Genomic DNA, 15,885 nt, shown 5'->3' with positions numbered 1-15,885 from the left:
CGCGGTTTCCAAGGAAAGCCCCTGCTCGTTCCGGGTCCCGGCCGATGGGCGGTTGCCCTTGCGACCTTTTGCGTTCGAGCCGCGCCTCGAACACGGACTTAGCGCATATTCCCCGTATGGCCTTGGGAATACCGTCCCGGTTGCGGCCACACCGTCAGGCCGTGCGGCTCTGAGCCAACCCGAAACTTGGTCACCGCGCCCGATGTCGTGTCGATCATGTAGGCGGCACTGTCGAAGCGGCCGGACAGCCATAGTTGTTTGCCGTCGGCGCTGACATTGCCCATGTCGGGGCTGCCGCCGCCGGGGATCGGCCATTGCGTGACGACCGCGCGGGTGGCGAAGTCGATCACCGTCACGCTGCCCGGTCCCTTTGCCTGGCCCTGCTCCATCTTGTGCGAGCCCCGGTTCGAGACATAGAGCCGCTTGCCGTCGCGGCTGACGACGAAGCCATGGGCGCCGATGCCGGTCGGGATGAAGCCGATCTCCTTGAAACTGTCGCCATCGACGAGGAACACGCCGTCATTCATCATGTCGGCGACGTAAAAAACCTTGCCGTCGGGCGAGAGGCGGATGTCCTGCGGCATGCCCATTTTCGAGAAGTCGAGATGGCCAAGCACCTTCTGGTTCTTCAGGTCGATCTTTGCCAATCCGCCATTGCCGTATTCGCAGGTGAAGATCGCGTAGGCCCCGTCGACCGAGAATTCGGCGTGGTTGATGCCGGGGCAAGTGGGCGTCGGCAGGCTCGACATTAGCGCCATGGTGTGAGGATCGCGGAAATCGAGCCGCTCCAGGGCTTCGTCGACGACGATGGCCGCGCCCGGCATGAAATACAAATTGTAGGGATCGTCCACGGCGATCTGCGGGCCGGGCTTGCCGGTCATCGGGTCGATCGGCGTCAGGCTGCCGTTCTTGCCGGTGCCATTGTTGGCGACCCAGAGCGTCTTCAGGTCCCAGGACGGCACGACGTGCTGCGGTTTGCTGCCGACCGGGAACCTGTCGACTTCCTTGAGTGTCATGGTGTCGATCACCGTGACGCTGTTGGAGGAGCGGTTCGGCACATAGACGCGCGGCAGTGCACCCAGCGTGGCCGGGCCGAGATGGCTGGCGGCGGTGTGGCTGTAGATGTTGATGGACGGCGCGGGCTCGCTGCAATCCTCGGGACAGCTATCGGCCCAGGCGCGGACAGGCAGCAGCGCAAGCAGCAAAAAGGCCGCACGGGGACCGGCGTGACGCAAAAAGGTTCTGATCATCAGGATGGCTTGTCGTGAAGGCCGGCCGAAATTGCCGCCGGAGCCATAGCTGGTGTCTTGCCGTTGATCCAGTGGCTATCGCCGTCCCAGCAAACTCTTCACGCGGTTGCGCAGCAGACGGGCCATGTTGCGGGTCTCGCGGTAGAGATGCAGCTGCGAGGCGGCCTGGCGGGCGAGGCGGTCGGCATCCGGCGTCAGTCCGATCACCAGCGAGCCCATCGGCTTGCGCTCGCTCCACAGCCGGCTCATCACCGGGTGGTCGGGCACGGCGCAGGAATCCGTCATCATGATGTTGGGGTCGTCGAGATGCTGCCTGGTCACCTCGATCATCAGCAGCGTGCCCGGCGAATAGGTCGCCAGCGTCTCGTCATAGGCGGTCTTCCAGGTGTAGGCGACGCCGGCTTCGACGAAGACGACCAGGCAGGCGATCGTGCGGCCGTCCAGCGTCAGCGAATGGATGCGGCACATGTCGTGCTCGGCCAGCCGGTGCACGGCTTCGCGGGCAAAGGCGGCGCGGTAGCGGTCGATGGCCATGGCGGTGCGCTCGCGGCCCTTCCAGCCGGCCGCCTCCAGCGTCAGGAAACTTTCGATGGCGTGGCGGATTTCGTCCGGTCCCCGCGCCACGATATGTTCCAGCCTGCCGAGATCCCCCAGGCGCCGTTTCAGGCGGCGGAATTCGCGGTAGTGGTGCGCGCGCAGCGATGCTTTCAAATAGGCCTCGCCGTCGAGGGTGCTTTCGAGCACCGGCCGGTCCGCCTTGCCGGTGGTGACCATTGTCAGGCCGCGCGTCTCGGCAACGGTGGCCAGCACGCTGGCCAATGGGCCGTCGAGGCGCATGTCGGGCAGCACGAAGACCTTCGGCAGCTTCAGATGCGGCCGCGACAGCATGCCGAAGAAATCCTCGACGACGCCGATCGGGTCGTCATGGTCGACCAGCGGCGTGCCGATCGGGCCGAACGGGCTCGACCAGGTGCGCATCACCGGAACGCCGAGCGGCACGGCCGGCCGTTCGACCGAGAACGGCACCAGCAGGCGCAGCCGGTTGCGGTATTCGTCGCCGTCGCGGATCACCGCCAGCTTGACCTCGCGATCTTCCAGCCTGGGCATGGCCGGCGCCAGAAAGCGCGGGTTGAAGAAAACGTTGGGCTCGATCGTGCGGGTGCACAGATAGTCGAGTTCCTCGACCAGTTCGAAGCCGGCCGAAGCCGGATAGATCGCCAGCTTGCGCAGCGGCCGGTTGTTGGCGAGGATCTCAAGGTGCGCCGGATCGGCGTCGCGCGCCAGGCCGGCAAGGCCGGACACCATGGCGCCGGCCGGACCGCCGCTGGTTTCCTCGATCAGCGGGATGGCGGCCATCAGGCGGCTTCCTCGGCAGCGGGCACGAAGATCAGCATGACGATGCCGAGCTTGCGCCAGACGGTGAAGGACAGGGCGCTGGCCTCGAAGACCATGGCGAGGCTGGTGGCGATCGCCGCCCCCCACAGGCCAAAGAGCGGGATCAGCACCACGTTGAGGCCGATGTTGAAGGCCAGCGTCATGGCATAGACGGCGGCGCAGATGTTCTGGTTGCCGCTCATCGTCAACAGGCTTTCGCAAGGGCCGACGGCGGCGCGCGCCACGACGCCGAACACCAGCAGGAACAGCAGCGGATAGCCGTCGGTGAATTCGGGCCCGAACAGCACCAGCATCGGTTCGCCGAGCGCCAGCACCAGCAGCGCCATCAGCAGCGACGGCCAGAACGTCCACGACACGGTCTCGCGGGCGAAGGCGGCGAGCTTTTCCGGTTCGCCATGGGTGAACTGCGCATAACGCTGGGCGACGCCGGCCTTGACGGAGAAATAAACGAAATGCACCAGCGCCAGCGTTTTGACGGTGGCGAAATAGACGGCGACGTCATTGGGCTGGAGATAGGCGCCGACCATCAGCACGTCGGCGTTGGTGAGCAGGAAGAAGAAGCTTTCGACCAGGAAGATCGGCAGCGAGACGATGAACCACTCGGCGAAATGCACCTTCATCGGCCCGGACGGGATATTCCTGCCCATGCGCGTGGTCACGCCGATGAGCTGGCCGAGCGTGGTGGCGTAGGTGGCGGCGATCGAGGCGAAGATCGCTGTCCTGGCGTCGGGCGCATAGCCCATTGCCAGCATCAGCGCCATCAGCGCCAGGATCAGCACCGGCCGCACCAGATAGGTCGGCGACAACGCAAACAACGCCCAGGAATTGGCGCGTGACTGGCCTTGCAGCAGATCGCCCATGGCGATCATCGGCAGGCAGAACAGGCCGAGGATGAAGGGCATTACATAGTAGCTCTCGATCCAGTTCGCGCACAGCCAGACGCCCAGTGCGCCAAGCCCGGCGATCGCGGTCGAGGCAATCAGCACGAACAGGCGGCTGGCGACCACGATGCCGCGCAGTTCGGCGAGCATGTTGCGTTCGCGGTATTCGGGGATGAAGCGGATCACCGAAGTGTGGAAGCCGAGGCAGGCGAGGTTGCCGACGATGACCATCGTCACCCAGACGAGGACGAAGATTCCGTATTCGAACGAGCCCATCCAGCGCGCCATCAGCACCTGGCTGATGAAGGCGATGACGGCGCTGACGATGCGGATGGCAAAGGCGATCAGCGACATGCGCCCGGCTTCGCCGCGCTCGTCGGCGGTGAACAGCACCGCATCGATCCGGCCAAGCAGCGGCCCCATGCGCAACGCCAAGCGCTGCGGCAAGAACCGCCCGGCCGTCGTCGCCGCGGAAAAGCGCACCCCGATGTCTCTCCGTTTTCCGCCTGTTTCCAAGCTTTCGATGTATCCGAAACACCTTAAGAAAGGGTGGGCAGGTGCGGGTGCGCCGAGGGGCCAAGGACGGCCGCGTGTGCAAGGTGCGTCATCGTATGCCGGGGCATAATAAAAGGCGAGCGAACGCCGGGGAAGACTGGGGAGCCGGTCGGCGTTTCGCTCGCCCCTCCCCCGCCAAGGGGGATGGCCAGGCACCGGATGTCCGGTGCCCGAGGTGTCACATGTGAGGCGTTACATCCCCTTCATGGCGTCGCACGACACGTTCGGGTTCATGTCGGCAAAGGCGCCCGTCGGGTTCTGTTTCCATGCCCAGACGTGCAGTTCGTAGAACGGGCCGAGGCCGTAGCGATTGGGGGCGCTGTTGAAGTTGAACAGCTGGCCTTCGAGCGAGGCCGGGCCCTTCGAGGTGATGTATTCGACCGCTATCAGCTTCAGGCTGCCGTCGGCCGTCGGCTCGTACATCACCGCTTCGGGCTTGGCGACATCGACGGCATCGTCCTTGAGATAGGCGCCGTTGACATAGTGGATGCCCATGGCGCCGCCGGTGATGCCGCTGGCGCAAGGGATGGGGGCATAGCCTTCGGCGGTGGCGGCTGCCACATTTTCGAAGCGGCTGTTGGCTGCGCGCACCTTTTCGGCCAACGGGTTGGCGTCGTGCGCCTGGGCGGCCGCACCCGCCGCGATCGAGATGGCGGCGAAAGCCGCGAAGCGTGTCGTCCAAAGCATTTTGGTCATGGTCTTCCGTTCGTTTGTTGACGCTTGAGGCGACGGCGGCCGATGCCGAAACGCCTGCGGCGTTGGTTTAGGATTTGGTTTGTCCGTCCCGGTTCATGCGATGCGGCTTCCGTTGCCGGGCTTTGGCCGCAGCCCTTAAAAACCGTGAAAAATCAACGATCCCAAAAGTAATATTGCCAATATTCCTGCGGGACGTCCCGCTCCGATAGCCCGATGTCGCGCCTCAGATAGTCGCCTTCCGGGGGCAAGCGCCGCCTTTCAGACAGATACGCAGGCAGCTTCGACGCGAACCGCCATAGACGGCCGAGCACGGAGGTTGGCCGGCCGGTCTTTCCCAGGACAGGCCCGATTCCACCGAGCGGCAGGCCATCAGGCAGTTCGCCATGGCCGCGAAGGACAGTTTGATGCTCATCACCGTGGCGACCGAACGCAGGATCAGAGGTAAAAGTAAGGGTCAAGAACCCGCACCTCCGTGATCTTGTCGACCGGCAGCGAGTTTTTCTGAGCGGTGCTGCGGATCGCTTCGGGCGTCGGCGCGTCGTAGATGCAGAAGCTGTGCTTCTTGTCGGGCGTGACGAAGGACTGGATCCAGGTGACGCCCTTTTCGGCATTGCGCATGACGACGCCGCCCACCGCGCTGGCGCCGATGTCGGTCATCGGTATGTTGAGGCCGTCCGGAAATGTGCGTTCAATCAGGTAGCGAGGCATGGAAGGTTTCCTTTTCCATTGGTTCACGCTCGATCGGAGCGCGGCTGGACGTTGACCACGCCCGCCCGGCCCGCGCATCGGAACGATTCCCCATATTGGACGGGACGATTCCCTATATTGGCGTCGTTCTTTGTGGAAAGAGGCACGGCAATGTGTGCAAAGTCACATTGCGTCGCTTTCTTCACGGGCTAATCGTGAGCGGCCCGCCATGGTGGGAAAACTCCGATCCTGTGAGACGATGACAATGATGCTTCTGGAACGGCAGACGCAGCTGCAGCAGTTGGAGAGCCTGCTTGGCGATGCAATAGGCGGCCATGGCCGCGTCGCCGTGCTGGCCGGGGAGGCCGGCGCCGGCAAGACGGCGCTTGTCGAGGCATTCGCGGCCCGTGTCGGAGAGAGCGCGGCGACGTTGCGCAGCGCTTGCGAGGATCTGTCGATCCCCGATCCGCTGGGGCCGCTTTACGATCTGGCCCGTGAGGCGCAATGGGCGCTGCCGCGCGCAATCGACGCCCGGCATGGGCAGAGACTGCCGCTGTTTTCCGATGCGCTCGACGCTTTTGCGGCCAAGGGGCCGTGCCTGCTGATCATCGAAGACCTGCACTGGGCCGACGATGCGACGCTCGATTTCGTGCGCTTCCTCGGCCGGCGTATCGTCAACACCCACATCCTGCTGTTGCTGACGGCGCGCACCGACCGCAGCGAGGGACAGATGCGGGTGCGCCGCGCCCTGGGCGAAATCCCGGCCGGCAGCGTGGCGCGCATCGACGTGCCGCTGCTCAGCCAGGCGGCCGTGCTGTCGCTCGCCGATGCGGCCGGACGCGATGGCGACGCCATCTACCGGGCGACCGCCGGCAATGCCTTCTTCGTCACCGAATTGCTGTCGGCCGAAAACGAAACGGCGCTGCCGGCAAGCGTGCGCGACGCCGTGTTGGCGCGGGCTGAACGGCTGTCGCCAGGCGCCCGCGCAATGCTCGACGCGGTGTCGGTGTTTCCGCGCCGCGCCGACGCCTGGGCCCTGCAGGGCCTGTGCGGCGTCGCCAGCGCCGGCCAACTGGCCGAGTGTGTCGCCAACGGGCTGCTCGACGATCTGGGCGACGGCTACGCCTTCCGCCACGACATCGCGCGACGCGCCATCGAAATGATGCTGACGACGTCGCACAGGCGGCAGTTCAACCAGCGTGCGCTGGCGGCACTGCTCGAAAATGGCGACGTCTCCACAGGCCGCCTGGTGCATCATGCGGTCGAGGCGCACAATCTGGCGGCGGTGCGCGAACTTGCGCCGATCGCCGCGTGCGAGGCGTCGCGCGTCGGCGCCCATCGCGATGCCGCCGGCTATTACGAGATCGCCTTGCAGCAGGCCGACAGCCTGCCGGTGATTGACCGCGCCGCGCTCTACGAAAGCCATGCGTTCGAGTGCCATCTCATCGGCAAGATCGACGACGCGCTTGCAGCGCAGGGCGAGGCGCGCCGGTTGCATCAGGCAGGCGGCAACAGGCTGAAGGAGGGCGACAGCCTGAGATGGCTCTCCCGGCTGAGCGAAATGGCCGATGACCGCGAGGCGGCCGCCGCCTTCGGCGCCGAGGCGGTGGCGATGCTGGAGGCGGCTCCCGCCGGGCCGGAACTCGCCATGGCCTATTCGAACCTTTCACACCTGGCGATGCTGTCGGAGAGGGTGGAGGACACGCTGTTCTATGGCGAGAAGGCAGCGGCGCTGGCTGCGCGCATGAACCGTCCCGACATCGCGTCGCATGCCCTCAACAATGTCGGCTGCGTCGAGCAGTGGCTCAATCCGGATGCCGGACGCCTGCGCCTCGACCAAAGCCTTGAAATTGCGCTCCAAGGCAATTTCCAGGAACATGCCGCGCGCGCCTTCACCAACCGCGCCTGTTTCGAGATCACCCAGATGAGCTACGACGCGGCGCGTCCGGTGCTGGAGAGCGGCATCCACTATTGCACCGAGAACGACCTCGGCACCTGGCGCGACTATCTCAGGGGCATGCTGGCCGATGTGCAGCTGCGTCAGGGCCAATGGGATGAGGCCGCCGCGACGGCAAGCGATGTCATCGATAATGATCGGACAACCACCGTGAGCCGGTTTCCGGCGCTGCTGGCACTGGCGAAACTGCGCCTGAGGCGCGGCGATCCCTCGGCCGAGCCGCTGTTCGCCGAAATGGCGCGTCTGGTCGGAAGCGGCGGCGACCTGCAGATGCTGAGCTCTTACGCAGCGCTGATGGCGGAGCAGGCATGGCTGGGCCTGGCCGACAGGCAAGAGGCGCTGGCGCTGATCACCCGCGCCGAAACGCCGGTGCGCTCGCGTGCCCATGTCGGGGAGCTGGCTCTGTGGCGAACATTGCTCTCTCCCGATATGCCGGCCGGCGACACCGCCAAGATGGCGACACCATACCGGCTGCTCCTGACCGGCGACTGGCGTTCGGCTTCGGCACTCTGGTCCGAATTGAATGCGCCATACGAGCGCGGACTGGCGCTCATCCTCGGCGATGACGAGGGGCAGCGTCTGGCATTGGATATTTTCGACGGCCTGGGGGCAAGGCCGGCGGCCCAGCGCCTGCGCAATATCATGCGCAGGAACGGCGTTGGCGGCATCGCCCGCGGCCCGCGCCGCTCGACGCGCGCCAATTTGGCCGGCCTCACCTTGCGCCAGATGCAGGTGCTGCAGCTGATCGAACGCGGCCTGTCCAACAAGCGGATCGCCGAGCAATTGACGATTTCGCCAAAGACGGTCGATCACCATGTCTCGGCGGTGCTGGGCAAGCTGGACGCGGTCTCGCGCGGCGAAGCGACGGCGGCGGCAAGGGATTCAGGGTTGTTGTGAGGTTTGACGAACGCGAAGGTCGGCGATCCTTCGCGCCCCCCTCTGTCCTGCCGGACATCTCCCCCTCAAGGGGGGAGATTGGCTGTCATTGCGGCTTTCGCCAATTGTCGAAATTGAAAGAAGACACGGCGCCGAAGCTGCTGATCTCCCCCCTTGAGGGGGTTGAGGCGTGGTCCGCGTTAGCGGACGGAAAGCCAACTGCTTGGCTTTCCGAGCGACGAAAGCCGGCAGGACAGAGGGGGGCGCTGTCCCGCCGACCTAACGAATGATCAGGCAAACGCGCCGTGGCAGTGCTTGTATTTCTTGCCGGAGCCGCAGGGGCAGGCTTCGTTGCGGCCGATCTTGCCCCAGGTCGCCTGGTTGTTCGGATCGCGGTCTTCGGGAGCGACGATGGCGTTGCTCTCCTGGCGGACCAGAAGTGCGGTCTCGCCACCCTCGAAATCGTCCTCGCCCGTGGTGCCGTCAATGTGGCTGCCGAACATTTCAGGCGCTTCGGGCGGCGGCGCTTCGGCGGCCTGGCGGACCAGTTCGACGCGCATCAATTGCGCGGTGACGGCCTGGCGCAGATTGCCGAGCAGAGCCTGGAACAGCTCGAACGCCTCGCTCTTGTATTCCTGCAGCGGGTCGCGCTGGGCGTAGCCGCGGAAGCCGACGACCGAACGCAGATGGTCGAGGTTGACGATGTGCTCGCGCCACAGATGATCGAGCGTCTGCAACACCACCGAGCGTTCGACATAGCTCATCACGTCTGGGCCGAAGCGCTCGGCGCGCTCCTTGGCGGCGGCGTCGGCGGCCTTGGTCAGGCGCTCGCGGATGTCGTCCTCGGCAATGCCTTCTTCCTTGACCCAGTCCTCGACCGGCAGGTCGAGATTGAGGAATTCGGCGACCTCGGCCTTGAGGCCGGCGACGTTCCACTGCTCGGCATAGGCGTTTTCGGGGATGTTCTTGGTGACGATCTCCTCGATGACGCCTTCGCGCATCTCGGCGATCGTCTCGGACAGGCCTTCGCCGTCCATCAATTCGATGCGCTGCTCGAACACCACCTTGCGCTGGTCGTTCGAGACGTCGTCGTATTTCAACAGGTTCTTGCGGATGTCGAAGTTGCGCGCTTCGACCTTCTTCTGCGCCTTTTCCAGCGCCTTGTTGATCCACGGATGGATGATGGCCTCGTCTTCCTTGAGGCCAAGCTTCTGCAGCATGCCGTCCATGCGCTCGGAGCCGAAGATGCGCATCAGATCGTCCTGCAGCGACAGGAAGAATTTCGAACGGCCGGGGTCGCCCTGGCGGCCGGAGCGGCCGCGGAGCTGGTTGTCGATGCGGCGCGATTCATGGCGCTCGGTGGCGAGCACGTAGAGGCCGCCGGCGGCCAGCGCCTTTTCCTTCAGGCGCTCGACATCGGCAATGATTTCCTTTTCGCGCGCCTCTCGCTCGGGACCAGCAGGCATGTCGCCCAGTTCGTCCTCGATGCGCATCTCGGCATTGCCGCCGAGCTTGATGTCGGTGCCGCGTCCCGCCATGTTGGTGGCGATGGTGATGGCGCCGGGCTTGCCGGCCTGGGCGACGATGGCCGCTTCGCGCTCGTGATGGCGGGCGTTCAGCACTTCGAAATCCTTGAACCCTTCCTTGCGCAGGCGCTCGGCCAGCTGCTCGGATTTCTCGATCGAGGTGGTGCCGACCAGCGTCGGCTGGCCCTTGGCGCGCGCTTCCTTGATCTCCTTGACGATCGCCTTGTACTTCTCCTCGACCGTCCGGTAGACCTCGTCGTCCTCGTCCTTGCGGATGACCGGCAGATTGGTCGGGATCTCGGTGACTTCGAGGCCGTAAATGTTGCCGAACTCCTCGGCCTCGGTCAGCGCCGTGCCGGTCATGCCGGACAGCTTCTTGTAGAGGCGGAAATAGTTCTGGAAGGTGACGGAGGCCAGCGTCTGGTTTTCCGGCTGGATCGCCACATGCTCCTTGGCTTCGAGCGCCTGGTGCAGGCCTTCCGAATAGCGGCGTCCCGGCATCATGCGGCCGGTGAATTCGTCGATGATGACGATCTCGTCGTTGCGGACGATGTAGTCCTTGTCCTTCTGGAACAGCCGGTGCGCCTTCAGCGCGTTGTTGACGTGGTGGACGATGGCGACGTTCTCGACGTCATAGAGCGACTCGCCCTTGAGCAGGCCGGCCGCGCGCAGCAGGTTTTCCAGCTTCTCGGTGCCTTCCTCGGTGAAGATCGAGGTCTTCTGCTTCTCGTCGATCTCGTAGTCGGCCGGGCCGAGCTGCAGCATGAAGGCGTCGATGGTGTTGTACATTTCCGAACGGTCCTCGAGCGGACCGGAAATGATCAGCGGCGTGCGCGCCTCGTCGACCAGGATGGAATCGACTTCGTCGACGATCGCGTAATTGTGGCCGCGCTGCACCATCTGTGCGCGCTCATACTTCATGTTGTCGCGCAGATAGTCGAAGCCGAGCTCGTTGTTGGTGGCATAGGTAACATCGGACGCGTAGGCGACGCGGCGTTCCTCGTCGGACAGGCCATGGACGATGACGCCGACCGAGAGGCCGAGGAATTTGTAGACGCGGCCCATCCATTCGGAGTCGCGGGTGGCGAGGTAGTCGTTGACGGTGACGACATGGACGCCCTTGCCGGCAAGCGCGTTGAGATAAACGGGCAGGGTGGCGACCAGGGTCTTGCCCTCGCCGGTACGCATTTCGGCGATGCCGCCATTGTGCAGCACCATGCCGCCGATCAGCTGCACGTCGAACGGGCGCATGCCGAGCACGCGGCGGGATGCCTCGCGGACGGTGGCGAAGGCCGGCACCAGCAGGTCATCGAGCGTGGCGCCGTTGGCGATATCCTGGCGGAATTTTTCCGTGCGGGCCTGAAGCTCGGCGTCGGACAGCGCCCGCATCTCGTTTTCCATGGCGTTGATCGCCTCGACACGCGGCCGGGTCGATTTTACGCGACGATCGTTGGAGGAACCGAAAACCTTACGGGCGAGACCGCCGAGACTGACCATCCGATGGTCCTTTCGATAGAATTCTCAATTTTGAGATGAGCGCCGGCCGGCCCCATCAATTCCGCGTGAAACGCGGACAAACACAAAAAGCGCCCGGAAAACGGTTCTGGACGCAAAGTCGTTGGACAGATAAGAGGGGGCTCAACTGATGTCAACGCCGCGTTAGCCCTATGGGCAGCGCCAAATTCCGCCACAATCCGGCTGATCTGCAAGCCCTACCAATCCCCCCTTGGAGTTAATCTTGATGTCCTTACTGTTTCGCCGTGCGTCGCTCGCCAGCCTTGGCTTGGCTTTCGGCCTGTCGGCCCTGTCGCTGTCTCCGCTGATGGCCCAGGAAGCCGCTCCCGCCCCGGCCGATGCCGCAGCAGCGCCGGCGGCAGCCCCCGTCGATCCGAACGCCGTCATCGCTACCGTCAATGGCCAGAAGCTGACCGAGGCGGACCTTGGGCTTGCCGAGGGCGAGCTGTCGCAGCAGTTCTCGCAGTTGCCACCCGAGCAGCGCCGCGCCGCCGCCCTTTCGGCAGCCATCGAAATCCGCGTCATGGCCGCCCAGGCGGTCGCTACCGGGCTCGACAAGGATCCCGAATTCCAGCGCCGCATGGCGTTCCTACAGCAGCGCGCGCTGCATGGCGAGATGGTCGAGAAGGGCGTCGTCGACAAGGTTACCGATGCCGAGGTGCGCGCCCGCTACGACCAGGAAATCGCCAGCACGCCGCCGGTCAATGAGATTCATGCCCGTCACATCCTCGTGAAGACGAAGGAAGAGGCCGAGGCGATTATCAAGCAGCTCGATGGCGGTGCCGACTTCCAGAAGCTCGCCAACGAGCATACCAGCGATCCCTCGGGCAAGACCAATGGCGGCGATCTCGGCTGGTTCGGCCCGGGGCAGATGGTGCCGGAATTCGACAAGGCGGCAGTTGCGCTCGAAATCGGCAAATACACCAAGGAGCCGGTGCAAACGCAATTCGGCTGGCATGTCATCAAGCTCGAGGACAAGCGCACCAAACAGCCGCCGGCCTTCGACGACGTCAAGGACCAGGCCAAGCAGGCGGTGATCCGCGACAAGTATTTCGCACTGGTCAAGCAGCTGCGCGGCGCCGCCAAGGTCGAAATCCCCGACGCCAATCTGAAGAAGGCCGTCGACACGATGGAAGCCGGCAAGTAAGGCCGGCACCGAAAAAACATGCAAAGGGCGCCGTTCGGCGCCCTTTTCAATTGCGGGAGATGCCTGACATCACATAGCGGACAGTGGCACGGATTGTCGCCTCATCTTCGTCCAGCCGGTTGGTCAAAAGGTGTTTCCAGGCATAGGAAGCGATGAGGTCGGCGACCAGCGCTGCGTCGATATCGGCCGCAACCTCGCCGCGCGCCTTGGCGCGCTCGATGATCCGAGCGGTGTGGGACACGCGCCCATCGGCATAGCCAGTCAGGGCCGCGGCCGCCGCTTCGTCCGACTGGGCCTCGGCGATCAGCGAGCGGAATACGCTGCCCGAGGATGTGTCGCGCCAATGCGCGAAGAGGTTCCTCAGGAAACCGACGAGGTCGTCTTCGAGACTGCCGGTATCGGGGACGTCGACACGCTTTTGCCGCTTGTAGACCTCCAGCAGCAGGGCCGCCTTGCTCGGCCACCAGCGATAGATCGTGGGTTTGCCGGCGCGCGCCCGCCGCGCCACGGCCTCTATGGAGAAGCCGGCATAGCCGGCCTCGACCAGCACCGCCTCCGAGGCCTTGAGAATGGCCTCGGCGCTGTCTGGGTTGCGCCGCGCCCCGATCGATCTGCGCGCCGGATCCTCGCCCATGTCTGTCCTCGCCAACAATCTCGCCGGCAATATAGGTGAGCTGGCAGGCAAACGAAACGGCCCGTTTCCAGCGCTTGTAGAAGCAGGCCTCACGTTCGCCCTTCGCGGGCATTTTCAGTTCATCGCTTGCGAGGTTTCCGAGGCGATCCGCCACTGGCCGTCGCTCTTCACCAGCCCAAGCGTGACTCGTGCCTTGCCGGTCATGCGCGCCGCCGATTTGTCTTTCGACATATAGTCGTAGCTCATCGCGAACACGGCTTCGGCGCGATTCTCGCCCTGCGGCGTCACATTGAGGCTGCCGGGCTCGAGACTGAACGACCAGGATGCAAATTGCGCGAACCAGTCCGTCTTGAGCTTGACGACGGCGTCGCTGTCATAGCGCGTGCCGAAGATGGTGGCGGAAGGCGCATAGAGCCGCTTGACGGTCTCGCCGATCGCCGCGGCATCGGGCGCAAGATAGTCGTCGCGCAGGAATTTCTCGATTGCGGTCTTGTCGTCGCCTACAGACCGTTCGAGTGCCGCAACCTTTGTTTCGGGCGCCGGGGGGACGGCGGGCTTCGGCTGTGCAACCGTTTCGCCGCCGGGCACAAACTCAAACCGTTCGAGCAGCGAACCCTGTTCCCATGGGCGCTGTCCCTCGCGGGTTTCGGAGACCACGTCGCGGCGCACCGCGATCATCATGTCGTTGATGCTCTGGCCGGGCTCGGCCATGTGCCGCAGCAGGGCGGCGGCGAACGGCGAATTGCGTCCGGTGCCGTCCATGGCGACAGCGCCTGGCGCCGTCGAGAAGGCGATGAAGGAGCCGCGCGTCGAATCGAACTGCGCCAGACCGGCAAGCGCCGTTGCCGAGCGCGTGGTGGCGGTGCGGCTCAGGCTGCGGGCAAAGGGATTGTTGCGGCAGGCATCGAGAAAGACCAGGCTGACCTTGGTCTGCTGCTCCATGATGTCGAGGACTTCGTCGATCGGCACGGCTTCGAGCTGCAGCTTGACCGGCATGTCGAGCCGGGCGTCGACCGGCACGATGTAGTTGCGCCCTTCCACCTGCAGGCCGTGGCCGGCGTAATAGAAAAGCCCGACGCCCGCACCTTCCAGCGCATCGGAAAATTCGCCGATCTTGCGCTCGAGTTCGCGCTTGCCGAGATCGTTGCCCTCGATGACGTCGAAGCCGATCGAGCGGAGCTTGCCGGCAATATCGAGCGCATCGTTGACCGGATTGGTGAGCGTGCCGGCTTCGGCATAGGTGCCATTGCCGATGACCAGCGCCACGCGCCGTTCCGGCTGCGCATCGGCGCTCAGGAGCAAAAGCCCCATAAACGCCACCGCCAAGATCACCAGCCTGCCCATGGCCGATATCATAACGCCAGAGGCCCCGGTGACGCCAACGGATTTGAAATGCAAGCTTAATCCCTGGTGGCTTGCCGACAGCGGCGGCCAAGAAAACGCCCTTGCGCCGGGCCGTGCTATCGGGCAAACCGGCCTTCGCCCAGCGTTTTTCCCTCGCCCGAGGTCTCCAATGTCCGCAACGATTTCGCCGCTCGCGCCGAAGAAATATCCCAAAATGCCTGCCATCGAGGGCGTGCGCATCGCCACCGCCGAGGCCGGGATCAAGTACAAGAACCGTACCGACCTCTTGGCCATGGTCTTCGATGCCGGCACAGCGGTTGCCGGCGTGTTCACGAAGTCGAAATGCCCCTCGGCGCCGGTCGACTTCTGCCGCGAGAACCTTGGCGCCGGCAAGGCACGGGTGCTGGTCGTCAATTCCGGCAACGCCAACGCCTTCACCGGCAAGAAGGGCCGCGCCTCCACCCAACTGACCGGCGAGGCCGCGGCCAAGGCCGCAGGCTGCACGCCAGGCGAAGTGTTCCTCGCTTCTACCGGGGTAATCGGCGAGCCGCTCGACACCACCAAATTCAGCCATTTGCTCGCCGGACTGGTCAAGGACGGCAAGCCGGATCTGTGGACCGAGGCCGCAAAGGCCATCATGACCACCGACACCTATCCGAAAGTGGCGACAGCGACGGTCAAGCTCGGCGACACCGACGTCATCATCAATGGCATCTCCAAGGGCGCCGGCATGATCGCGCCCGATATGGCGACTATGCTGTCCTTCATCGCCACCGATGCGCCGATCGCCGCCCCCGTGCTGCAGGACTTGTTGTCGCGCGGCACGGCCAAGACCTTCAACGCCGTCACCGTCGACAGCGACACCTCGACCAGCGACACGCTGCTGTTGTTCGCCACCGGAGCCGCTGCCAAGCGCGGCGCGCCCGCCATCAGCGATCCCAAGGATGCGCGTCTCGGCGCGTTCCGCCGGGCGCTGGGCAAGGTGCTCAAATCGCTGGCGCTGCAAGTGGTGCGCGACGGCGAGGGCGCCCGCAAGCAGGTCGAAGTCACCGTTACCGGCGCCAAATCGGCGCGCTCGGCCAAGCGCATCGCGCTTTCCATCGCCAATTCGCCGCTGGTCAAGACGGCGGTTGCCGGCGAGGACGCCAATTGGGGCCGCGTCGTCATGGCCGTCGGCAAGGCCGGCGAGCCGGCCGATCGCGACCGGCTGTCGATCTGGTTCGGCGACAACCGTCTGGCGCATGAGGGCGAACGCGACCCGGGCTACTCCGAGGAAGCGACCTCGGCCTATATGAAGCGCGACGACATTCGCATCCGCGCCGATATCGGTATCGGCCGCGGCAAGGCGACGGTGTGGACCTGCGACCTCACCAAGGAATATGTCGCCATCAATGGCGATTACCGGAGCTGATGGAGTTGGCT

12 protein-coding genes are annotated in these 15,885 nt (G+C 64.7%); 3 read left to right on the top strand and 9 right to left on the bottom strand.

All coding sequences use genetic code 11. The features are described 5' to 3' along the window. Positions 1–98: 98 nt before the first annotated feature. The 6 genes from X771_RS160680 to X771_RS160700 form a co-directional block, all read right to left on the bottom strand. Entirely contained in the window at positions 99–1,250 is a 1,152-nt protein-coding gene (locus X771_RS160680) for a YncE family protein (protein WP_023686687.1), read from the bottom strand. 75 nt (positions 1,251–1,325) lie between these two features. After that, positions 1,326–2,606, bottom strand: a complete 1,281-nt coding sequence (locus X771_RS160685; protein WP_023673759.1) for a GNAT family N-acetyltransferase — start codon at positions 2,604–2,606, stop codon at positions 1,326–1,328. Beyond that, positions 2,606–4,009 carry a lipopolysaccharide biosynthesis protein gene (locus X771_RS160690; RefSeq protein WP_023686686.1) on the bottom strand — a complete coding sequence of 468 codons (1,404 nt, stop codon included), beginning with the start codon at positions 4,007–4,009 and terminating at the stop codon, positions 2,606–2,608. Before X771_RS160690 ends, X771_RS160685 begins: the two co-directional genes overlap by 1 nt. A 264-nt stretch (positions 4,010–4,273) precedes the next feature. Beyond that, positions 4,274–4,777 (bottom strand): hypothetical protein, encoded by a 504-nt coding sequence (locus X771_RS160695; RefSeq protein ID WP_023686685.1) that lies wholly within the window; start codon positions 4,775–4,777, stop codon positions 4,274–4,276. Between the two features lie 152 nt (positions 4,778–4,929). Further along, positions 4,930–5,235 carry a hypothetical protein gene (locus X771_RS1000000166285; protein ID WP_081731383.1) on the bottom strand — a complete coding sequence of 102 codons (306 nt, stop codon included), beginning with the start codon at positions 5,233–5,235 and terminating at the stop codon, positions 4,930–4,932. Further along, positions 5,213–5,485 (bottom strand): DUF4242 domain-containing protein, encoded by a 273-nt coding sequence (locus X771_RS160700; RefSeq protein ID WP_023673765.1) that lies wholly within the window; start codon positions 5,483–5,485, stop codon positions 5,213–5,215. The genes X771_RS1000000166285 and X771_RS160700 overlap by 23 nt, the downstream gene beginning before the upstream one ends. 244 nt (positions 5,486–5,729) lie before the next feature. Here X771_RS160700 and X771_RS160705 point away from each other — a divergent pair, with 244 nt between their 5' ends. After that, positions 5,730–8,318, top strand: coding sequence for a LuxR family transcriptional regulator (locus tag X771_RS160705; RefSeq protein ID WP_031202420.1), 2,589 nt, complete (start codon positions 5,730–5,732; stop codon positions 8,316–8,318). Between the two features lie 269 nt (positions 8,319–8,587). On the opposite strand, the gene secA is transcribed toward X771_RS160705, so the two are convergent. Continuing rightward, complete coding sequence (secA, locus tag X771_RS160710) at positions 8,588–11,320, bottom strand: preprotein translocase subunit SecA (protein WP_023672992.1); 2,733 nt, start codon at positions 11,318–11,320, stop codon at positions 8,588–8,590. Positions 11,321–11,564: 244 nt separating this feature from the next. Here secA and X771_RS160715 point away from each other — a divergent pair, with 244 nt between their 5' ends. Then, the gene (locus tag X771_RS160715) at positions 11,565–12,485 is read left to right on the top strand and encodes a peptidylprolyl isomerase (RefSeq protein ID WP_023686683.1); all 921 of its coding nucleotides are present in this window, start codon (positions 11,565–11,567) and stop codon (positions 12,483–12,485) included. Positions 12,486–12,531: 46 nt separating this feature from the next. On the opposite strand, the gene X771_RS160720 is transcribed toward X771_RS160715, so the two are convergent. Both X771_RS160720 and X771_RS160725 read right to left on the bottom strand, forming a co-directional pair. Then, on the bottom strand, positions 12,532–13,119 hold the full coding sequence (locus X771_RS160720) for a TetR/AcrR family transcriptional regulator (protein ID WP_023686682.1): 588 nt from the start codon (positions 13,117–13,119) through the stop codon (positions 12,532–12,534). A gap of 114 nt (positions 13,120–13,233) precedes the next feature. Further along, on the bottom strand, positions 13,234–14,463 hold the full coding sequence (locus X771_RS160725) for a caspase domain-containing protein (RefSeq protein WP_023686681.1): 1,230 nt from the start codon (positions 14,461–14,463) through the stop codon (positions 13,234–13,236). A 169-nt stretch (positions 14,464–14,632) separates the two neighbouring features. Here X771_RS160725 and argJ point away from each other — a divergent pair, with 169 nt between their 5' ends. Further along, positions 14,633–15,874: a bifunctional glutamate N-acetyltransferase/amino-acid acetyltransferase ArgJ gene (argJ, locus tag X771_RS160730; RefSeq protein ID WP_023672988.1), complete on the top strand. Its 1,242-nt coding sequence runs from the start codon at positions 14,633–14,635 to the stop codon at positions 15,872–15,874. Positions 15,875–15,885 lie beyond the last annotated feature (11 nt).

Source organism: Mesorhizobium sp. LSJC269B00, from assembly GCF_000502815.1.
Lineage (GTDB): Bacteria > Pseudomonadota > Alphaproteobacteria > Rhizobiales > Rhizobiaceae > Mesorhizobium.
The sequence above is the reverse complement of the archived record's forward strand: the minus strand, read 5'-3'. Positions and strand labels throughout refer to the sequence as shown.